We start from the raw sequence: 20312 nt of genomic DNA on the forward strand, positions 1-20312 counted from the left end.
CAGCCCGCGCAGCGCGCGCATCGAGATCCACCAGCGCCAGACGCCGAGCCTGCAGACCCGCCCTGCTGACAACGTCGGGTCTCGATACGCCCCTGCGGGGCTACTCGACCAGCATGTACTCCGCCGAGACATGATCGACGGCACCGCATTCATGCTGATCGAGTAGCCCGCGAAGCGGGCGTATCGAGATCCACCAGCGTCAGCAGCCGAGCCTGCAGACCCGCCCTGCTGACAACGGCGGGTCTCGATACGCCCCTGCGGGGCTGCTCGACCGGCATACAGCAGCGGCGAGCCACTGGACGCGCGGCGGTCTCCGGCGGAGCTGCAGGGCCCGGTCCGGGTCCACTCGCGCGCGTCCTCACTTCCGACTGGACGCGAGCGGGGCCCTGCGCCGGGGGCGAGGCCCGCTGCGGGTCAATTCGCGCAGTCATGCTGACCGAGCAGCCCGCGAAGCGGGCGCATCGAGATCCACCAGCCGCGACCGACGACGCGGGATCATGGACGCAAACGATCCCCGCTCGACAGGACCCCCGCCATGCCGTCCGACGCCGCTCCGCCGCCCCCGCCCGCGCTCGATCACGAGGTCGCGGCCGCCCTGCTGCGCGAGCGCTACGGGCTGCACGGCGCGCTGCGCGAGCTGGGCAGCAATCAGGACCGCAACGTCCTCGTGGACGCCGGCGACGAGCGGCTGCTGCTCAAGATCGCGAATCCCGCGACGCCGAGAGGGCGGATCGAGGCGCAGACGGCGGCCGTCGCGCGCCTCGCCGAGCACCTCGAGGGCGTCCGGCTCCCGCGCGTGCGCCCCGACCGCGAGGGCCGCACCCTGCACGAGATCGACCTCGGCGGCACGACCGCCGTCGCCCGGGTCCTCGACTTCGTCCCCGGCCGCACGCTCTCCGGCTCCGGCTACCTCTCCCCCGCCGTCGTCCGGGCGATGGGCGACCTCGCCGCCCGGGTCGACGTCGCGCTCGCCGAGCAGCCGCTCGACGGCCTCGAGGAGACCGACCAGTGGGACCTGCGACGGGCGGGCGAGGTCGTCGACGCGCTGATCGGCCGAGTGCCCCGGCGCTCGGCGCGGGCGATCCGGGCGGCCGTCGACGCGGCGCTGGCGGTCCTCGATCCGCTCGCCGCCGCGCTCCCGGTGCAGCTCGTGCACGGCGACCTCACCGACGACAACGTCGTGGTCGACGCGGGCGTCCTCCCCGACGGCGTCATCGACTTCGGCGACCTCGGCGCGGGCTGGGCGGTCGGCGAGCTCGCAATCACGCTGTCCTCGCTCCTGCACCACGCGGACGCCGACGCGGCCACCGTGCTCCGTGCCGCCACCGCGTACGACGCCGTGCGCCCGCTCGCCGACGCCGAGGTCGAGGCGCTCTGGCCGCTCGTGGTGCTCCGGGCGGCGGTGCTCGTCGTCAGCGCCCACGACGTCCTGGCCGGCGACCCCGCCAACGACTACGCCCGCGAGAACCTCGAGCACGAGCGGCTGATCCTCGACCGGGCGATCGCCGCGCCGCTGCCGGTGCTGCAGGCGCTGGTCCGGCGGGCCCTCGGCCGGCCGAGCGCACCCACCGCACTCACCCCCGCGGTCCCCGTGCTCGGCGGCCTCGACGCCGTCGTCGTCGACCTCTCGCCCGAGAGCCCCGCGCTCGACGCCGGCCGCTGGCTGGACGACAACGCCGAGCCCGCCCTCGCCCGCGCCGCGCTCGCCGGCGGCGCCGGGGCCGCGGTGCTGCGCTACGGCGAGCGCCGTCTGACCCGCGGCCGCCCGCACACCGCGCAGGAGCCCGAGACGATCGCACTGGTCACCGAGGTCCACCTCGCCGCGGAGACGCCCCTGGTCGCGCCGTTCGACGCGGAGGTGGGCGGCGGCGTCCCCGGCGGAGTCACCCTCGTCGCCGACGGGGTCCGGCTGCGGCTCGACGGGGTCGACGACGCTCCCGCGCCCGGCACCCGGGTGGGAGCGGGCGATCCGGTCGGCACGGCCCGCGGACTCCTGCGCGCCCAGGCCGCACCGCGCGCGCTCGACGCGGTCGACCTCCCGCCCTTCGCGAACGCGCGCTGGGCCGACGCCTGGCTCGACGTGCTCCTCGACCCGACCCCGCTGCTCCTCGGACGAGCCCTGCCCGCCCCGCGCCCGGACCCCGAGGTGCTCGGCCGGCGGCTCGCGCACCTGGCCGAGGCGCAGGAGCACTACTTCGAGTCGCCGCCCACGATGCTGCGCGGCTGGCGTGAGCACCTCGTCGACGACTCCGGCCGCGTGCACCTCGACGTGCTCAACAACGTCACCTCGATCGGCCACGCCCACCCGCTGCTCGTCGAGCGGGTCGCGCGGCAGTGGCGGCTGCTCAACACCAACTCGCGCTTCTCCTACCCCGCGATCGGCGAGTTCTGCGAGCGCCTGGCGGCCCTGCTGCCGGACGGGCTCGACACCGTGCTGCTCGTCAACAGCGGCACGGAGGCGGCCGATCTCGCGCTGCGGATCGCCCGCGCCTGGTCGGGCCGCGACGACGTGCTGGCGGTGCGGGAGGCGTACCACGGCTGGTCGGGCCTGTCCGATGCGGTCTCCACCTCCGTCGCCGACAACCCCGACGCGCTCGCGACCCGGCCGCACTGGGTGCACACTCTCGACGCGCCCAACAGCTACCGCGGCACGCACCGCGGGGCCGAGGCGCACCGCTACGCCCCGGAGGCGGTCGCCCGGATCGAGGAGCTGGCCGCGGCCGGCACTCCCCCGGGCGGCTTCATCGCCGAGACCTTCTACGGCAACGCCGGCGGCATCCCGCTGCCCGACGGCTACCTCGCCGCGGTCTACCCGGCCGTGCGCGCCCACGGCGGGCTCTGCATCGCCGACGAGGTGCAGGTCGGCTACGGCCGCCTCGGCGACTGGTTCTGGGGCTTCGAGCAGCAGGGCGTGGTGCCCGACGTCGTCGCCGTCGCGAAGGCGATGGGCAACGGCCACCCCCTGGGCGCGGTCGTGACGACCCGCGAGATCGCCGACCGCTACCGCTCGCAGGGCTCGTTCTTCTCCTCGGCGGGCGGCAGCCCGGTCAGCTCCGTGGTCGGAACGACGGTGCTGGACGTGCTCGCGGACGAGCGGCTGCAGGAGAACGCGCGGATCACCGGAGCGCACCTCCGCCGCCGGCTCGAGGAGCTCGCCGAGCGCCACCCGCTGATCGGCGCCGTGCACGGCAGCGGGCTGTACCTCGGCCTCGAGCTGGTCCGCGACCGGGGGACTCTCGAGCCGGCGACCGCGGAGACGCGCGCGATCTGCGAGCGCCTACGCGAGCGCGGTGTGATCGTGCAGCCCACCTCCGACCGGCAGTGCGTGCTGAAGATCAAGCCGCCGCTCTGCTTCACCGTCGAGAGCGCCGACTTCTTCGCCGACCAGCTCGACGAGGTGCTGACGACGGGCTGGTGAGCGCGCCGTTGGGCGGGCGCCGCCTCACGCCCGCGCCCCGCCCGCCAGCACCCGCCGCACGATCACGCGCTCGCAGAGCGTCCACGTCGTCGTGACCGTCAGGTAGAGCGTCGCCGCGAGCGGCACGAACGCCGCGAACACCACCGTCAGGAACGGCATCCAGCTGAGCACCCCCGTCAGCTGCGCGACGGCCGCGGGCGTCCCCTCCGGCACCGGGGTGAGCGCCGCCTGCCGCAACGCGACGCGGCGCGCGAGCCACGAGACGAGCGCGATCACCCCGAGGAGCACCGCGAACACGCCGAGCTGCGCGGGGTCGCCGCCGCCGAGCGCCGTCACGAACGAGCGCCCGAGCGGTACGTCCAGCAGCCGAGCGTCGAGCAGCGCGTTGCCGTGCCCCGCGATGTCCGGGTGCACGAACAGCCCGTACAGGAGCGAGACGACGGGCGCCTGCAGCAGCACCGGGAGACAGCCCGCGAGCGGTGAGGCCTTCTCGTCGGCGTAGAGCTTCATGGTGGCCCGCTGCAGCGCCTCCGGATTCTTCGCGTGCTTCCGCTGCAGCTCGCGCAGCAGCGGGGCGAGCCGGCGGCGGGTGATCTCGGCCCGGCCCTGCGAGATCCCGACCGGGATCAGCAGCACGCGGACGAGGAGGGTCACCAGCACGATCGCGGCGGCGGCCGAGGCGCCGCCCGCGAGGGGCTCGAGGGCCGAGGCGAGGCCGGTGACGAGGTGGGAGGCGGCGTCGAGCGCCGCCGCGAGGGGCGGGAAGTCGTAGAAGTTCAAGAGAGTCCTGTCGTCGGGAGGTGAGCGCGATCGCGAACGGTCGCGCCTCCCGAGGCAGAGCTCCGGGCTACGCGACCAGTCCCGGCAGGCCCGGTGCCCGCGAGCGCACGCGACCCGCGGTGCGCGGGTGCTGCGGCGAGGGCTGCGCGGCGAGGCCGAGCCGGTGCTCCCGGGCGCGGCGGCCGATCGACAGCACGGGCCGGCGAGCGCCGACGGCCAGGTAGCGCGCCCCGAGGACCAGGGCGGCGACCGCGGTCGTGGTGACGACCAGCACGACGGCGGCGTCGGGACTCGAGACGAGCGCGAGCAGCAGGAACGTCCCGCTCAGCAGAGCGAGGAGCTGCTCGAGGTGCGCGCGCACGGGAGTCCTTCCGACTCGACCAGGCTAGCGGCAGGTGCGCCGCGGCGGGTGGGGTGCCAGGCTGTCGAACGGCGGAGGGAGCCGACGATGGCAGCTCGAGGAGACAGCACGAACGGGCGGGTGCTGCGGTTCCTCGCCGCCGCCGGCCGGATCCTGCTCGCCGGCGTCACCGCCGGGATCGCGACGCTCAGCCCGGGCGGCGAGACGCACCGTCCGGACCTGCCGCCCCCGCGCCGCGACGAGTACCGGCCCTGACGCCGGCGCCCGCGACGAGCACCGGCCGCGAGCGGGCAGGGTAGGCCCCCCGCTCCGCCGCGGCCAGCCGTCGCCGGGCCGCGCCCGAGCCGACGATAATCGGGGGATGCGTGAAGACGACGATGTCGATCTGGTGATCGACGCGTGGGCCGACGCCCTGCCCGATCTCGACTTCGCCCCGCTCGACGTCCTCTCCCGCCTGCGCCGGCTCAGCCCGCGGGTGCAGGAGGTCCGGCGCCTCTCCTTCGCGGCCGGCGAGCTCGCCCCGTGGGAGTTCGAGCTGCTCTCGCTGCTGCGCCAGAACCCGGCCGGCACGATGACCCCGTCCGTCCTCTCCACCCGGCTGGGCATCTCGAGCGGCAACCTCGCCAGCCGCGTCGACCGGCTCGGCGCGCGCGGGCTCGTCGTCCGCGAGCAGAACGCCGCCGACTCGCGCAGCAAGATCGTCTCGCTCACCCCACGCGGCACCAAGCGCGTCGACGACGCGATGCGGCACCTCGTCGCGGCCGAGGGCGAGGTCCTCGCCGACCTCGACTCCCGGCAGATCGGCGTCCTGATCGAGTGCCTGCGCACCATCAGCGCGACCCTCGACCGCCTGGACTGACCGCCCGCTCCCCGTGCGCCGGTCGTGCCGCACCGGCGATACTCGACGGGATGCGGATTCTGGTGGTCGACGACGAGGCGGTCTTCGCCGACGGCGTCCGCCGCGGTCTCGAGGCCGAGGGCTTCTCGGTCGACGTCGCGCACGACGGCGTGGACGGACTGTGGCGCGCCCGCGAGACGGTCTACGACGCGATCGTCCTCGACCTGATGATGCCCGGGCTCAGCGGCTCCGCCCTCTGCCGCACCCTCCGCGACGAGGGCGACTGGACTCCGGTGCTGATGCTGACCGCCAAGGACGGCGACCGCGACCAGATCGAGGGCCTCGACGCCGGCGCCGACGACTACGTGGTGAAGCCGCTGGAGTACACCGTGCTCGTCGCGCGGCTGCGGGCACTGGTGCGGCGCGGGCGGCCGGAGCGGCCGGTGGTCCACCGCGTCGGTGACCTGCTGATCGACCCGGCGCTGCGCGAGGTGCACCGGGGAGACGTCCCGATCCGGCTGACCTCGCGCGAGTTCGCCGTGGTCGACTTCCTCGCCCGCCACCGCGACCGGGTGGTCGCCAAGCGCGAGATCCTCGAGGGCGTCTGGGACGACGCGTTCGACGGCGACCTGAACATCGTCGAGGTCTACGTGGCGCGGCTGCGCGCCAAGCTCGACCGCCCGTTCGGCACGCAGTCGATCACCACGCTCCGCGGCGCCGGCTACCGGCTCGTCGAGGGCTGAGGACCGATGGCTCCCCGCCCGCCCTGGAGCATCCGCGTGCGGCTGACCGCCCTGGTCTCCGCCGTGATCCTCGCCGTGCTGGTCGCCGGCTCCGTCGCCTTCACCGCTCTGCTGGAGCAGTCCCTCGTCGACGCCGAGGCGTTCACCGCGAACCAGCAGGCCCGCCAGATCGCCACCGACACCGAGAGCGCCGGGCGGCTGCCGCCGTTCAACACCGACGAGGTCGTGATCCAGCTGCAGCGGGAGGGATCGGTCGTCGCCGTCGCGGACGACGACTTCGTCTACGCCGTGCCGCTGCCGGTCTCCGACGCGCCGCAGATCACCTCGATCGACGGCACCCGATTCGTCGTCGGCTCCGAGAGCCTCCAGCTCGGCGGCGACCCGGGCGAGACGGTCGTCGTCGCGCGGACACTCGCCGGGGCCGACGACGCCGCGGGCTCGGCCGTCCGGCTGCTCGCGGTCGCCGTCCCGCTCGTCACGGCGGTGGTCGGAGCGCTGGTCTGGTTCGTCGTCGGCCGCTCGCTCCGGCCGGTCGAGCGGATCCGCGCCGACGTCGAGGCGATCGAGGCCGCCGATCTCCAGCGCCGCGTCCAAGAGCCGCCCGGCCGCGACGAGCTCGCCCGCCTGGCCCGCACGATGAACGGCCTGCTCGACCGCCTCGAGCGCTCGCAGGCCGCCCAGCGCCGCTTCGTCTCCAACGCCTCGCACGAGCTGCGCTCCCCGGTCGCGGCCGTCCGGCAGCACGCCCAGGTCGCCCTGCGGCATCCGGAGGCGGTCCCGCTCGCCGACCTCGCCCGCGTCGTCGAGGACGAGGGCGAGCGGATGCAGCACCTCGTCGCGAGCCTCCTGCTGCTGGCCCGAGTGGACGAGCGCGACGAGGGAGCCGAGCAGGACGTCGACCTCGACGACCTCGTGCTCGCCGAGGCCGCGCGGCTGCGCGCGCTGGGCGTCGACGTGCGCACTGAGGACGTCGGACCGGCCCAGGTGCACGGGCACGAGCCGCTGCTGCACAGCGCCGTGCGCAACGCCGCCGAGAACGCCCGGCGGCACGCGGTGAGCGTCGTCGCCTTCACCGTGCGCGAGGAGGACGGCACCGCGGTCCTGCGCGTCGACGACGACGGCCCGGGCGTGCCGGCCGAGGACCGCGAGCGGGTCTTCCTCCGCTTCGAGCGCCGCGACGACGCCCGCGCCCGCGACACCGGCGGCTCGGGCCTCGGCCTCGCGATCGTCGCCGAGGCGGCGCGGGCGGGCGGCGGCACGGCGCGCCTGCTCGACTCCCCGCTCGGCGGCGCGCGGCTCGAGATCCGCCTGCCGGCTCCCGGCTGACCGCAGGACACCGAGGCTGTTCAGGCTGGCGAAAGGTCCCGCCGGTCACGCTGGCGCAGTGGAAATGCCGACCTACCTCCTCGTCCTCTGGCGCTGCAAGCTCCTCGTCGTCGCGAGCGCTGTCCTCGCGGTGATCGTCGCGACCGCCGTGCACTTCACCGTCACCGACGAGGGGCTCACCCTCCGCGGCGACCGCGAGCACAGCGCCGCCGTGACCGTGCTGCTCGGCGGCGGCCCGAAGAACCCCTACGCCGCGCAGATCCCCGGAATCGAGCGCGTCCCCGGCGTCGAGGACGACCAGTTCAGCGACCTCAGCAACACCGCCGTGATCTACGCCTACCTCGCCAGCGGCGAGGAGGTGCGCGCCACCGTCACCGAGCAGGCCGGTCCGCTCGAGGAGGGCGACGGCGTCGGCGCCGTCCGCCGCACCACCCAGCCGCGCGGCGACGAGTCGAACGGCGGCCGCTTCACCCTCCCCTTCCTCTCGGTGATCGGAACCTCGTTCGATCCCGCTCGCGCCGTCGAGCTCTCCCGCACCGCTACCACTGCCCTCCTCGACCGGATCGCGCGGGAGCAGGACGCCCAGGGCGTCCCGGAGTCGATCCGCGTCACCCTCACCGTCACCGACGAGGGCGACGCCGTCCCGGGCGCGCTCGGCACGGTCGCGATCCCGATCGCGGGAACCGGTCTGGCCGTCTTCCTGGTAGCGCTCCTGGGGATCGTGCTCGGTCACCGGTTCCGCGTGCAGCGCGGTCTCACCGCCCCGCTCCCCCGTCGCGGCGAGCCGGACGAGGACTCCTCCCTCGACGCCGAGCTCGAGTCCGCCCTCGCCGCCGAGACGCAGGACACGGTGTCCCGTCGGTGACTACCTCTGTGCACCTGGGAGGTCAACCCCGTTCGGGAAGGACACCCGCGGACCTAGCGTGAGGACGCACGGTCGAGGCGGAAGCCTTCCGAGCACGATGCACGCGAAAGAGCACCAATGACCCAGATCCCCATTCTTCAGCCCGCACGATGGAGTCGCAACGGAGTCCGGATCGTCGTCGTTCCCGGGGCGGAGCTGCCCCGCTTCCGACTCGAGATCGAACCCGGACGAGCCGTCCTGACCGGGGCCTTCACCGGCCCCTTCGCCACCGTCGAGGAGGCGGAACGCGCCGCCGAGGCCATCACCTCGGCCGCCGACCGCAAGCTGTCCGCCTGACGCCTCAGCCGGCGAGCTCGTCCAGCCCGCAGGTCGGCAGGGCGATCCAGCCCTCGGCCTGCGCGGCCTCCCGGAGCGCGTCCGGCACCGGCACCGTCCGCCCGAGGGCGTGCGCCCGGGCGTTCAGCGCCGCGATCACCGCGTCGAAGGCGTCGTCGGAGCGCGCCATCAGCGCCGCCGCGTCCGCCGGCAGCACCAGCCACGGCGCCGCCCGGCGCAGCGCCTCGACGGCGAGCGCCACCGCCTCGGGCCGCGTCTTGTAGCCGGTGGTGTCGACGCCCCAGAGCCGGAGCGCGGCCGCGGGATACGCCTCGACGAGCCTGCCGCCCCCGGAGCGGTCGACGTCCTCCCCTGTCTCCGCGAAGGCGTCCAGCAGCTCGGCGCAGCGCATCGCCGTCATGCCGAGCCGATCGGTCGACACGCTCAGCGGCCAGCGGCCCGTCACCTCGCGCGCGGCGCGGTCGGTCTCCCGGTAGGCGAGCCGTCGCCGCCAGTCCCGCCCGGCGAGCGTCCGCGGCGAGACCTCCCGGCGGGTGTGCGCCGAGACGAACGCGGCGAACTCCAGCGGCCAGCCGAAGGCGCAGTCGATCCCGATCGTCGTCGCCTCCCGGGACGCGGCGACGACGTCGTCGTCGGAGGCGCCGAGCACCAGCGAGCGGACGACCGCCCGGCCGCCGCCCCACTCCAGCGCGGCCACCGCCGTCCGCACGGGCTCCGCGGCGAGGTCGACTCCGATCGTGAGCATCGGATCAGGCTACCCGCCGGGCGCGCCCCGGCCCCGCGCTCGCTACGCTCGTGCGATGACGCCGCCCTCCCCCGCCCTCGGGACGCACGCGACCCGGATCCCGGTCGCCGTCCTGCGCCTCGTCGTCGCCCTGACGGTCCTGGCGGCCGTCGTCGGCACCGCCCTCGACACCGCCTCGCGGACGCCGATCGTGCCGGTCAACTTCTTCGGCTACTTCACGATCCAGGGCAACATCCTCCTGGCCGTCGTGCTCCTGATCACCGCGGCGGTCGCGCTCGGCGACCGACCGCAGGGACCGCTGCTGACGCTCGTCCGAGGAGCGGCGACGAGCTGGATCCTCGTCGTCGGCATCGTCTACAACACCCTGCTGATCGGCACGGCGGGGGGCGTGACGCTGCCCTGGGCCAACACGGTGCTGCACGTGGTCTTCCCGATCTACGGACTGCTCGACTGGCTGCTCGTCGCCGACCGGCCGGCCCTGCCCTGGCGCCGCCTCTGGGTCGTCACCGTCTATCCGATCGTCTGGCTGGTGGTCGTCCTCGTCCGCGGCGCGACCGACGGCTGGGTCCCGTACCCGTTCCTCGACCCCGCGAACGGCTACGGCGCGGTCGCGATCGCGGTGCTGATCGTCGCGGTCGCGTTCGTCCTCTCCGGCGCCCTCGTCTGGGCGCTCAGCCGGGTGCGGCTGATCGGCGATCGGCCCGTCTGACAGGGCGGGGCTCGGCGGGCCCCGTTCTGGGGCCACAGGCGCAGGACCGCCGGTGACCCCGCAGGCCTAACGTCAGGATCGGCGGCCCCCACCGCCGTCCCCCGACCGAGAGCGGTTCCCCTCATGCGCCTCCCCACCTCCCTCCGCCCGCGCCGCATCGGGAGCCGCCGCGTGCGCGCGCTCGCCGTCGGCGCGGTGCTCGCCCTGGCCGCGGCGATGGTGCCCGCGGGCGCCGCCTCCGCCGCGACCCCGACCCTGTCCGTGCTCAGCCTCGGCGACTCGATCACCCAGGCCTACGGCACCTGCGGCCAGTTCGCGGACTGCCCGCGCAACAACTGGTCCACCGGCACGAACGCGACCGTCAACTCCTTCGCGAGCCGCCTGCGCACCGCGAACCCGGGCACCACGGTGACCACGGCGAACTTCGCGCAGACCGGCGACCTGATCGCCGGCGTCCTCGCGCGGATCGACGCCGCCGTCGCCGCCGGCGTCCGCCCCGACGTCGTCACCCTGCTGATCGGCGGCAACGACCTCTGCTCCGCGAAGAACCCGGTCGCCGCCGACGGCTACACGATGACCACGGCCGCCGCCTTCAGCACCGGAGCGAGCGCCGCGATCACGAAGATCCGCAGCACCTGGCCCGCCGCGAAGATCGTCCTCTCCTCGATGCCGAACGTGGCCGCCGAGTGGGCCGTCGTCAAGGGCGGCCTCGGCTCGGTGATCTGGTCCTCCGGCAACCTCTGCCGCACCACCCGCGGCGTCAGCGCGACGGGCGGTCGCCTCAGCAGCACCGCCGCCTCGGCCTCCGCCACCGCCGCGAAGACCCGGACGACGCAGTACAACACCGCCCTGCAGCAGGCGTGCACCGCCGCCGGCACCCTCTGCGACTACGACGGCGGCGCGCTCACCGCGACTCCCGTCACCAAGGCGCTGATCGGCACCACCGACTACTTCCACCCCAGCATCGCGGGCCAGGCGAAGATCGCCTCGGTGCAGTGGTCGGCGTCGAACTTCGGAGCCGCGGGCTAGCGCGGGACGCGGCCGCTCGACGCCTCAGGCGTCCTGCGGCCGCTCGCCCTCGCGGAGCCGGCGCTGCTCCTCGGCGAGCCGCGCGTAGTGCGCCTCCTCGCGCTCGAGGTCGGCGAGCTGCTCCTCGGTGCTCTTCGTCGGCGGCCGCACCACCATGGTCGGCGGCGGCGGCGTCTTCGAGCGACGGGGCCGGCGGGTGCGCCCGCCCGGCACAAAGGACGCGCCCTCGCCCTTCTTCCAGTCGTGCCCGAGCAGGAACCAGATCGTCACGCCGATCAGCGGGATGAAGACGATCAGCAGGATCCACACGATCTTGGGCAGATTGCGGACCACGTTGTCCGGCTGACGCACGACATCCACGAGCGCCAGCACCATCAGCACGACGGTCAGCAGCGAGAACAGAAACCCCATGCGTCCGAGGGTACGTCGCCGATGCTCTGAGCATCCTCGCAGTCGCCGTTCCGCCGCGCCCGGCGCCGCGGCCGTGCACCTCGAGGCACGCGGCGACCGCGTACTGCGCGCCAGCGGCCTCCGAGCAGGGCGCGGTCGCGGCTAGGGTCTCCTCCCGAGCCGAGGGTCGGCACCCGCCGCCCGGAGGATCCCCGATCACGGCTGCGGACCCCGGTCCCGCCGCGTCGAGGGGATCCGGGCGCGCCCGGAGGAGTGCGAGTGACGAGCGACGCCCTCCCGACGACGGCGGCCGCAGCGCCCCGGCTCCCCCGGCCCCTCGCAGGCGCACTGCTCAGCAACGCGGTGTTCGGCGGCATCACCGCGGTCGGCGTGCCCGTCGCGCTGAACGCCGCCGGACTCGCCAAGGTGCAGATCGCGGTCTTCTTCGTCGTGAACGCCGCGATCGCGATCGGCTACAACACCCTCCTCGTGCCGCGGATCCGCCGGGCCGGCTACCCGCGGTCCGCCCTGCTCGCGACCTCGCTCGCGGTCCCGGCCGGGCTCCTGCTCGTGCGCGCCAGCGGCGGCCACGTCGTCGTGCTCTACCTGGGCGGCGCGCTGATGCTGTTCGTCAGCACCCTCGTGCCCCAGCTCTTCGGCCGCGTCGCCGCGCAGGGTCGCGGTGACACTCAGGAGTCGTCGATCGCCCGGATGCGCGCGGTACTGATCTCCGGGTACATCCTCGGCCTGATCCTCTACGCCCTGCTCGCGCAGGCGGGTCTCGATCCGCTGCTCGCCGCGGTCGCCGCGGCCGTGCTGACGACCGTCTGCGCGACCGGCTGCCCGTCGACCCCCGCGGTGGAGCCGGACGCCCGCGTCGCCTCCGCCTCGGGCCGCCCGCGCCTCGTCCTCGTCTTCGTCGCGGCCCTCGCGCTGGTCGCGCTGCTGAAGTCGGTCGACACGCTCCGCGCGATCTATCTGCCGCTCTTCGCCGTCTCCTCCGGCGTCCCCGCCGCCCACGTCCCGCCGGTGCTGCTCGCCTCCGCGGTCCTCGAGCTCGCCGCGCTGCCCGCGCTGAGCCGGCTCAGCAGTGCCCGCGGCAGTGTGCTCACGCTCGCTGTCGTCGCCCTCGCAGGGGTGCTGGCGTTCTCGATCCTCGCGGGCACCCAGTCCTATCTCGCGCTGCTCCTCTCGCAGGCGGTCTACGCGGTCGCGGCCGCCGGCTACCAGAGCATCGGCCTGCTCCTGCTCGAGCGGACCAGCGGCGGCGGACCCGGCGCCGGGGCGAGCGCCTACATGGCGGTGGTGCAGATCGGCACCGTCCTCGGCGCCCTGCTGCCCCTCGCGGTCACCGGCTACGACCCGGGGATCTTCCTCCTCGCGGTCGGCCTGGCGGCGACCGCCCTGCTGCTCGCTCTCACCCTCCGGCTCGCAGGCCACCGGTTCTGAGCCCCCTCCTCCCTCGCCGCCCGCCGCCACCACCTCCGCCCGGTCACCGCCGGTCCGATCTGCAGGCGATCGGAGCGTTCCGGAGCCCTCCAGGCGGCGGGACGCGCTCCCGCCCCGGGATCACCTGCAGAACGCGCGGCCGGCACCTCTCAGCCGCCGCGTGACACCATCGACGGATGAGCGCGCCGACCCCCGCCCCCGCGAGACGCCGCTTCCTCACCCCGCGCCGCGTCGCTCTGCTGGCCGCACTCAGCGCCCTCGTCGTCGGCCTCGCCCTCCTCGGCCTCGTCACCCTGCAGTACTCGACCCTCGCCGCGCAGGGCTTCGACGACGTCTGCCTCAACGGCGTCGGCCGCGTCCCCGCCGAGGAGGGCTCGCTCGTCGCCGGCTCCTGGTCGTGGTGGCCGCTCGGCGGCACCTGCCGCTGGGAGCTGCTCGACGGCACCGTCGTCGACTCCGCGCCGGACTGGTCGACCACCGCCGTCGCGATCACCGGCGCCGCACTCGCGCTGCTGGGAGTGGTGGGCACGGCGCTCGCACTCCTCGTGCGGCGCCGCGCCCGCTGACTCAGCGGTCGAAGAGGTTCCCGAGCCCGCCGAGATCGGGCATCTCGAAGTTCGAGCCGAAGTCCGAGACCTGCTCGCCGAGACCCGACACGTGCTCGCCGGCGCCGGAGACGAACTCGCCCGCGCCGCCGGTGATGTCGCCGAACTCGCCCAGATCACCGAACTCGCCGAGCCCGCCGGCCAGGTTCTCGAAGTCCACGCCCATGCCGGCCGCCTGCGCGAGCAGCGGACCGGCGACGCTGCTGAGCACCGCGCCGCCCGCGACCGCCGCGAGCAGTCCGCCCGCGGCTCCCAGGCCGACGCCGGCGACCGCGCCGACTCCGGCACCGGCCAGCGCGCCCTTCGTCCCCGGCTTGGAGAACATCTTCTTCAGGAACCCGGGGTTGTGCGCCTCGCCGCGGGTCGCCGCCCGGGCGAGGTCGTCCGGGGCGGAGGAGCGCGGCTGCTCGTTCGCGGGCAGCTCGTCGCGCAGGCGCCCCTCGACCTGGGCGCGCTGCGCCAGGGTCAGCTTGGCGAACGCGTCGCGGTGAACCTGCTCCAGCTGCTCGGGGTCGGCGGTGCGGAGGAGGTAGTCGTAGCGCGCGATCGCCGCGCGGTCCTCCGGCGCGACGGCGGCGGGCCGGGCGTCCTGCGGGCGGGCCGAGGGGTGCGGCGAGCCGTAGGCCGGGGTGGGGGTCGCCGAGGGGTTCGAGGTGGCCGTGCTCGAGGAACCGGCGCGGGAGTCGCCCGTCACCGCGTTCGCGGCCGAGCGGACCATGTCGCGCCAGTCCGTCCCGCCGCCGGTGGAGGACGAGGGGCGCGAGGAGGAGCTCGACGAGCTCTTCGAGTCGAGCGCCTTCGACGCCATGCTGAGGATGCGCTTGAGAGTACTCACAGGGGACCTTCCGTCGGGTAACAGGTTCGATAGTGGCGGGCCCTCCTGAGCGAAGCCCGGTGGAACACCCTCCGGAAGCCGAGAGCGCCCGCTCCGACCAGGGGTCGCCCCCGCGCTCCGCTGTCAGCGGACTCGGGTCCTCCGGGGAGGCGCCGCCGGAGGATCGCGGGCAGACTCCTGCCATGGAACTGCTCTTCGTGCACGGCGCCCTGGTCCGCGACGGCGACTGGTGGTGGCACCGCACCGCCGAGCTCCTCCTCGAGCGCACCGGTGTCGCGAGCCGCGCCGTCGCCCTGCCCTCCTGCGGCGAGTCGGCGGCGAACCGCGCGGGTGCAGGCCTGGTCGAGGACGCCGCCGCCCTGCGCGCCGCACTCGACGACATCGAGGACGACGAGGCGATCGTCGTCGGCCACTCCTACGGCGGCACCGTCATCGCCGAGGCCGGCGCGCACGCCGCCGTCGCCCACCTCGTCTACATCTCCTCCTACCTCCCCGACATCGGCTCGGCGCAGGGCGACATCATGGCCGGAGAGACGGACCCCGTCTCGATCGCCCCCGGCGACGACGGCACGCTCGGCGTCACCGGCTACGACGCCGCCTCGTTCGGCCGCCGCTTCCTCCAGGACGCCGACGAGAGCACCCAGCGCGCCGCCTGGGAACGGGTCACCACCCAGTCGATCGCCGCCTTCACCACCCCGACCACCGTGGCCGGCTGGCAGGGCGTCGACTCCTCCTACCTGGTCTGCACCGAGGACCGCAGCACCTCGGTCGGCCTCCAGCGCCTCCACGCCGAGCGCGCCACCCGCTCGATCGACCTGCCGACCGGCCACCACCCCTTCCTCTCCCGGCCAGACCTCGTCGTTGCCGAGCTCGAGGCGATCCTGCGTCGGCGATGAGCGGCGTCGATCCCCTGCGAGCCGAGGGCACTCTCCCTCCGCGCCTCCGCCGTCGGCCCGCGCCGGCGAGCCGCTGAGCCGGTCGACCCGTGCCGGACATCGAGCTCGTCAGCGCCGACGGGTCCGTCCGCGCCTCGATCAACCCCGTCGCCGCGAGCATCCGGACCCTCGCGGTGCGCGGCCGCGCCCTCGTCGAGCCCTACGACGGCGACCAGCCGCCCGGAGCCGCGGGCGCGGTGCTGGTCCCCTGGCCGAACCGGGTCCGCGACGGCCGCTGGCTCCTCGACGGCGCCGTCCAGCAGCTCGCGATCACCGACCCGGCGACTCGCTCGGCCAACCACGGCCTCCTCGCGACGACCCGCTACCGCGTCGGCGAGCGCACCGCCGACAGCGTCGTCCTGCACGCCCGCCTCGACTCCCCGCCCGGCTACCCCTTCGCCCTCGCCACCCGCGTCCACTACCGGCTGCGCCCCGCCGGGATCGACGCCCGCCACGTCCTCGTCAACGAGTCGGACCGGCGCGCCCCGGTCGCGCTCGGAGTGCACCCGTACCTCCGCGCCGGCGATGCGACCGACCCGCGCATCCGCCTCCCCGCCCGCGAGCACCTCGTCCTCGACGAGCGCCACCTGCCCACCGGCGAGCGCCGCCCGGTCGCGGGCACGCCCTTCGACCTCCGCGCCGGCGTCCCGGAGCGCGACGCACCCTGGCACGCGAGCTTCACCGCTCTCGACCGCGACCCCGACGGCACGGTCCGCGCCGAGCTCAGCGCCCCGGGCCACGGCTGCACCGCGCTCTGGGCCGACGCGTCCTTCACCGTCCTGCAGCTCTACATCGATCGCGACCGGCGCCCACCCGCGATCGCGATCGAGCCGATGACCGCCCCGCCCGACGCCCTGAACTCGGGCGAGGGGCTCCGCTGGCTGGAGCCGGGCGAGCGCGCCGATTTCCGCTGGGGCATCGACTCCGACTGAGCAGGTTCGTTCAGGCCCGCGCGCGCAACACCCGGTGGAGCGGTCAGCGAGAAGAGGCATCGCCCGCGAATCGTCCAGGGGACCCGGCCGATCGCCCATTCCTCCGCCCTCGCCGCGCTCTCTACCCTCGACCCATGGCAGTCATCGCAGAAGCCTCGCAGCTCATCGCGCCCCCGCCGGCGGCGGCCGACCTCCTCGCGCAGGGCGCGGCGGCCGTCTGGGAGACGACGATCACCCTCCCCACCTACACCCCCGAGGAGCCGGTGCAGCTGCCGATGTTCCTCGACCGCCGCGTCTACCAGGGCTCGAGCGGGCGGGTGTACCCGCTGCCCTTCATCGACCGGATCGCCTCCGAGGCCGTCGACCAGGAGTGGCGCGTCGTCGTCCTCGAGAACGAGTTCGTCCAGGTCGTCGTCCTGCCCGAACTCGGCGGCCGGATCTACTCCGGCTACGACAAGACCACCGGCTACGACTTCTTCTACCGCAACACCGTCATCAAGCCGGCGCTGGTCGGCCTCGCGGGTCCGTGGATCAGCGGCGGCGTCGAGTTCAACTGGCCGCAGCACCACCGCCCCGGCACCTACCTGCCCACCGCCTGGAGCCTCGAGCGCGCCGACGACGGCTCGGTCGTCGTCTGGTGCAGCGACCACGACCCGTTCAGCCGGATGAAGGGCCTGCACGGCGTGCGCCTGCGCCCCGGGTCCAGCCTCGTCGAGCTCGACGTGCGCCTGCACAACCGCACCAGCGAGCGGCACACCTTCCTCTGGTGGGCGAACGTCGCGGCACAGGTGCACGACGACTACCAGTCCTTCTTCCCGCGCGACGTCCGCTACGTCGCCGACCACGCCCGCCGCGCGATCACCGCCTTCCCGGCGGCCGACCGCCCCTACTACGGCGTCGACTACCCCGCCCTCGCGGCCGAGCGCGGCGACGGACCGACGCCGGACGGCCCGCCCGCCGACCGGATCGACTGGTACCGCAACATCCCGGTCCCCACCTCCTACATGGTCGTCCGCACCGACGACTCCTTCTTCGGCGGCTACGACCACCGCGCCGGAGCGGGCTTCGTGCACTGGGCCGACCGCCGCTTCGCCCCCGGCAAGAAGCAGTGGACCTGGGGCGACGCCCCGTTCGGCCACGCCTGGGACGCGCAGCTCACCGACGCGGACGGCCCCTACGTCGAGCTGATGGCCGGCGTCTACACCGACAACCAGCCCGACTTCTCCTGGCTGATGCCCGGCGAGACCAAGACCTTCTCGCAGTACTGGTATCCGATCAGCGGCATCGGAGTGGCGCACCAGGCGACCCGCGACGCGGCGGTGCACCTCGACGTCGAGGCCGGGATCCTCCGCGTGGGCGTCGCGACGACGCGCCGCATCCCCGCCGTGACCGTGACCCTGCGGGCCGACGGCGCCGTCCTGCACGAGTGGACCGTCGACCTCGAGCCCGGGCAGCCGCTGCTCGCCGACCTGCCGACCACCCGCACCGGCCCGGAGGGTCTGCGCATCACGGTCGTCGCGCACGGCTCGACCCTCCTCGACTACGAGGTGCCCGCCGAGTTCGACGACGCCGAGCCGGAGATCGCGACCGAGCCGCTGCCACCCGCCGAGACCGCCTCCGTCGACGAGCTCTACCTCGTCGGCGTCCACCTCGCGCAGTACCGGCACCCGACCCGCTCGCCGCTGCCCTACTGGGAGGAGGCGCTGCGCCGCGATCCCGGCGACGCGCGAGTGCACCTCGCCCTCGCCGACCACGCCTACCGCCGCGGCGAGTACGCCGACGCGCTCACCCACGCCGACTCCGCGATCCGGCGCCTCACCGCCCGCAACGGCAACCCCACCGACACCGAGGCCCTCTATCTGCGCGGGCTGATCCTGCGCCGCCTCGGCCGCACGACCGACGCCGCCGCCGCCTTCGGCAAGGCCGCCTGGGACGGGAAGTGGGCGCACGCCGCCCTGTTCGAGAGCGCGAGGCTCTCCGCCGCCGCCGGCGACCACGCCGCGGCGCTGGAGGACCTCGCGACCTCCCTGCGTCTCGACACCGACGACCTCCGCGCCCGTGCCCTGCGCGCGGTCTGCCTGCGTGCGCTCGGCCGCGTCGGCGAGGCCGAGCGGTCCCTCCACGAGACCCTGCGCCTGGATCCGCTCGACCAGCTCGCCCGCACGCTCACCGGCACCGACCCCGCCGACGCGCAAGAGAGCATCGACGTCGCGCTCGACCTCGCGTCGTTCGGCGAGACCGGCGAGGCCCGCCGACTGCTCCGCGCCGTCGCCGGCGGGAACGCCGGCACCTCGGGAGCGGGCAACGCCGCGCCGATCGCCGCCTACCTCCTGGCCCGGCTCGGCGAGCCCGTCGGCACCCGCGCGCTCGATCTCACCCGCGCCTTCCCCGCCGGCCTCGACGCGCACGACGCGCTGACCGCCGCGGTCGCGGCGGACCCCGCCGACAGCACCGCGCGGTCGCTGCTCGGCATGCTCCTCTACGACACCGGCCGCCGCGCCGAGGCCGCCGAGCACTGGCGCCGCGCGATCGCGGACGGCGGCGCCGACGCCGTGACCCACCGCAACGCGGGCCTCGCCGCCTACAACGACGAGGCGGACGACGACGACGCCTGGGCGCACTACCTCCGCGCCCGCGAGCTCGCCCCGCGCGACGCCCGCCTGCTCTACGAGCTCGACCAGCTCGCCGACCGCCTGGGCCACTCCGCCGCCGACCGCCTGGAGCGCCTCGACGACGAGCACGACCTCACGCTCTCCCGCGACGACCTGACCGTCGAGTACGCCGGACTGCTGATCGCCGCGGGCCGCGCGCAGGAGGCGCTGTCGCTCCTCGAGTCGCGCCGCTTCCAGCCGTGGGAGGGCGGCGAGGGCCGCACCCTCGCGGCCTGGGACGCGGCCCGCGCCGCGCTCGGCCTCGAGCCGGCGACGCCGCCGTCGACGCTCGGCGAGGCGCGTCCCCGCTTCGACGCCCCGCAGGCGACGCTCGAGGACGGCTCCACCGACTACTTCGCCACGAGCCTGCCCGCACTGCTGCTCTTCCACCGCGACTGAGCGGAGCGGGGGCGTCACGCGCCGCGCACACCGCGCACATGAGGAGAGGGCCGGCTGCGAACAGCCGGCCCTCTCCTCGTGCCCTGCGTCTACTTGCTCGAGCCCACCATCAGCCCCGAGACGAACTGCTTCTGGAACGCGAAGAACACGATCGCGGTCGGGATCGCCGCGACCACCGCCCCCGAGGCGACCACGTTCCACTGGCTCACGTAGCCGCCCTGGATGTTGAGCAGTGCCGCCGTGATCGGGAAGTTCGTCTCCGTCCGCAGCACGGTGACCGCCCAGATCAAGTCGTTCCAGATCCAGGTCGTCGCGAGGGCGCCGAGCGCCGCGAGCGACGGCCGGCACAGCGGCAGCAGGATCCGCCAGTAGGTGCGGAGGACCCCCGCGCCGTCGACCTGCGCCGCCTCGAAGATCTCGGCCGGGATCGACCGCATGAAGCCGTGCAGCACGAAGGTGTAGAAGCCGAGCCCGAAGCCGACCTGCACCACGATCAGCGCGAAGAGCGTGTCGTAGATGCCGAGGCTCTCGGTGATCCGCGAGACCGGGATCAGCAGGATCTGCGGGGGCAGCAGGTTGCCGGCCAGCATCAGCAGCAGGATCCCCCGGCGGAACGGGATGTGGAACCGGCTGAGCGCGAACGCCGCCCAGGAGGCGAGCAGCAGCGAGAGGAACACGGTGAAGACCGTGACGATCAGGCTGTTCACCAGCGCCTCGCCGACCAGCCCGGCCGTGAACACCGTGACGAAGCCGTCGAAGCTGAAGCTCGCCGGCAGGGCGCCGAGCCCGTTGCCGGTGATGTCGTCGAAGCTGCGGACGGCCACGAAGAGCACGAACAGCATCGGCAGCACCCAGAGCAGCGCGACCGGCGCCATGATCGCGTGGAAGATCCACGAGCCCTTCACCCGGCGGCGCGGGAGAGTCGGTGCGGCGAGACCGGGCGCGACCGGAGCGATGACGGCCATC

20 protein-coding genes are annotated in these 20312 nt (G+C 74.6%); 14 read left to right on the top strand and 6 right to left on the bottom strand.

Annotated features, from left to right (window positions below; genetic code table 11):
* The first annotated feature begins 535 nt into the window (after nucleotides 1–535).
* Nucleotides 536–3418, top strand: coding sequence for an aminotransferase (locus EDF43_RS05725; protein ID WP_132435928.1), 2883 nt, complete (start codon nucleotides 536–538; stop codon nucleotides 3416–3418).
* 24 nt (nucleotides 3419–3442) lie between these two features.
* On the opposite strand, the gene yidC is transcribed toward EDF43_RS05725, so the two are convergent.
* Entirely contained in the window at nucleotides 3443–4198 is a 756-nt protein-coding gene (gene yidC, locus EDF43_RS05730; protein WP_132435929.1) for a membrane protein insertase YidC, read from the bottom strand.
* A 67-nt stretch (nucleotides 4199–4265) separates the two neighbouring features.
* A complete protein-coding gene (locus tag EDF43_RS05735) occupies nucleotides 4266–4559 on the bottom strand; it encodes a hypothetical protein (protein WP_123733838.1) in 294 nt (97 codons plus the stop codon).
* An 87-nt stretch (nucleotides 4560–4646) separates the two neighbouring features.
* On the opposite strand from EDF43_RS05735, the gene EDF43_RS21720 reads away from it, so the two are divergent.
* From EDF43_RS21720 to EDF43_RS05760, 6 genes are all read left to right on the top strand, one after another.
* Nucleotides 4647–4814 (top strand): hypothetical protein, encoded by a 168-nt coding sequence (locus EDF43_RS21720; protein ID WP_165909025.1) that lies wholly within the window; start codon nucleotides 4647–4649, stop codon nucleotides 4812–4814.
* 106 nt (nucleotides 4815–4920) lie between these two features.
* The gene (locus tag EDF43_RS05740; protein WP_123445211.1) at nucleotides 4921–5418 is read left to right on the top strand and encodes a MarR family transcriptional regulator; all 498 of its coding nucleotides are present in this window, start codon (nucleotides 4921–4923) and stop codon (nucleotides 5416–5418) included.
* Nucleotides 5419–5468: 50 nt separating this feature from the next.
* Nucleotides 5469–6140 (top strand): response regulator transcription factor, encoded by a 672-nt coding sequence (locus EDF43_RS05745; protein WP_132435930.1) that lies wholly within the window; start codon nucleotides 5469–5471, stop codon nucleotides 6138–6140.
* 6 nt (nucleotides 6141–6146) lie between these two features.
* Entirely contained in the window at nucleotides 6147–7466 is a 1320-nt protein-coding gene (locus EDF43_RS05750; protein WP_132435931.1) for a HAMP domain-containing sensor histidine kinase, read from the top strand.
* Nucleotides 7467–7524: 58 nt separating this feature from the next.
* Nucleotides 7525–8331: a hypothetical protein gene (locus EDF43_RS05755; RefSeq protein ID WP_132435932.1), complete on the top strand. Its 807-nt coding sequence runs from the start codon at nucleotides 7525–7527 to the stop codon at nucleotides 8329–8331.
* A gap of 117 nt (nucleotides 8332–8448) precedes the next feature.
* Nucleotides 8449–8667: a hypothetical protein gene (locus tag EDF43_RS05760; RefSeq protein ID WP_123445207.1), complete on the top strand. Its 219-nt coding sequence runs from the start codon at nucleotides 8449–8451 to the stop codon at nucleotides 8665–8667.
* A 4-nt stretch (nucleotides 8668–8671) separates the two neighbouring features.
* Here EDF43_RS05760 and EDF43_RS05765 read toward each other — a convergent pair whose 3' ends face one another.
* The gene (locus EDF43_RS05765) at nucleotides 8672–9412 is read right to left on the bottom strand and encodes a DUF429 domain-containing protein (protein ID WP_132435933.1); all 741 of its coding nucleotides are present in this window, start codon (nucleotides 9410–9412) and stop codon (nucleotides 8672–8674) included.
* 55 nt (nucleotides 9413–9467) lie between these two features.
* Here EDF43_RS05765 and EDF43_RS05770 point away from each other — a divergent pair, with 55 nt between their 5' ends.
* On the top strand, nucleotides 9468–10121 hold the full coding sequence (locus EDF43_RS05770; protein ID WP_132435934.1) for a Pr6Pr family membrane protein: 654 nt from the start codon (nucleotides 9468–9470) through the stop codon (nucleotides 10119–10121).
* Between the two features lie 123 nt (nucleotides 10122–10244).
* Nucleotides 10245–11150, top strand: a complete 906-nt coding sequence (locus tag EDF43_RS05775; RefSeq protein ID WP_132435935.1) for a GDSL-type esterase/lipase family protein — start codon at nucleotides 10245–10247, stop codon at nucleotides 11148–11150.
* A 24-nt stretch (nucleotides 11151–11174) separates the two neighbouring features.
* Here the strand turns inward: EDF43_RS05775 and EDF43_RS05780 are convergent, their stop codons facing one another.
* Entirely contained in the window at nucleotides 11175–11561 is a 387-nt protein-coding gene (locus tag EDF43_RS05780) for a PLD nuclease N-terminal domain-containing protein (protein ID WP_123445203.1), read from the bottom strand.
* A gap of 258 nt (nucleotides 11562–11819) precedes the next feature.
* Between EDF43_RS05780 and EDF43_RS05785 the strand changes: the two genes are divergently transcribed.
* Together EDF43_RS05785 and EDF43_RS05790 are read left to right on the top strand one after the other, a co-directional pair.
* On the top strand, nucleotides 11820–12989 hold the full coding sequence (locus tag EDF43_RS05785) for a hypothetical protein (RefSeq protein ID WP_132435936.1): 1170 nt from the start codon (nucleotides 11820–11822) through the stop codon (nucleotides 12987–12989).
* A 176-nt stretch (nucleotides 12990–13165) separates the two neighbouring features.
* Nucleotides 13166–13555 (top strand): hypothetical protein, encoded by a 390-nt coding sequence (locus tag EDF43_RS05790; protein WP_132435937.1) that lies wholly within the window; start codon nucleotides 13166–13168, stop codon nucleotides 13553–13555.
* A 1-nt stretch (nucleotide 13556) separates the two neighbouring features.
* On the opposite strand, the gene EDF43_RS05795 is transcribed toward EDF43_RS05790, so the two are convergent.
* Nucleotides 13557–14429, bottom strand: a complete 873-nt coding sequence (locus EDF43_RS05795; RefSeq protein WP_132435938.1) for a cation-transporting ATPase — start codon at nucleotides 14427–14429, stop codon at nucleotides 13557–13559.
* Nucleotides 14430–14611: 182 nt separating this feature from the next.
* On the opposite strand from EDF43_RS05795, the gene EDF43_RS05800 reads away from it, so the two are divergent.
* The 3 genes from EDF43_RS05800 (at nucleotide 14612) to EDF43_RS05810 (ending at nucleotide 19346) form a co-directional block, all read left to right on the top strand.
* A complete protein-coding gene (locus tag EDF43_RS05800; protein WP_132435939.1) occupies nucleotides 14612–15325 on the top strand; it encodes an alpha/beta hydrolase in 714 nt (237 codons plus the stop codon).
* An 89-nt stretch (nucleotides 15326–15414) separates the two neighbouring features.
* Entirely contained in the window at nucleotides 15415–16296 is an 882-nt protein-coding gene (locus EDF43_RS05805; protein WP_132435940.1) for a galactose mutarotase, read from the top strand.
* Between the two features lie 134 nt (nucleotides 16297–16430).
* Entirely contained in the window at nucleotides 16431–19346 is a 2916-nt protein-coding gene (locus tag EDF43_RS05810) for a DUF5107 domain-containing protein (protein ID WP_132435941.1), read from the top strand.
* 89 nt (nucleotides 19347–19435) lie between these two features.
* Here the strand turns inward: EDF43_RS05810 and EDF43_RS05815 are convergent, their stop codons facing one another.
* Entirely contained in the window at nucleotides 19436–20311 is an 876-nt protein-coding gene (locus EDF43_RS05815) for a carbohydrate ABC transporter permease (protein ID WP_185019943.1), read from the bottom strand.
* Nucleotide 20312: the final 1 nt, after the last annotated feature.

Source organism: Rathayibacter sp. PhB179 (genome assembly GCF_004345345.1).
GTDB lineage: Bacteria > Actinomycetota > Actinomycetes > Actinomycetales > Microbacteriaceae > Rathayibacter > Rathayibacter festucae.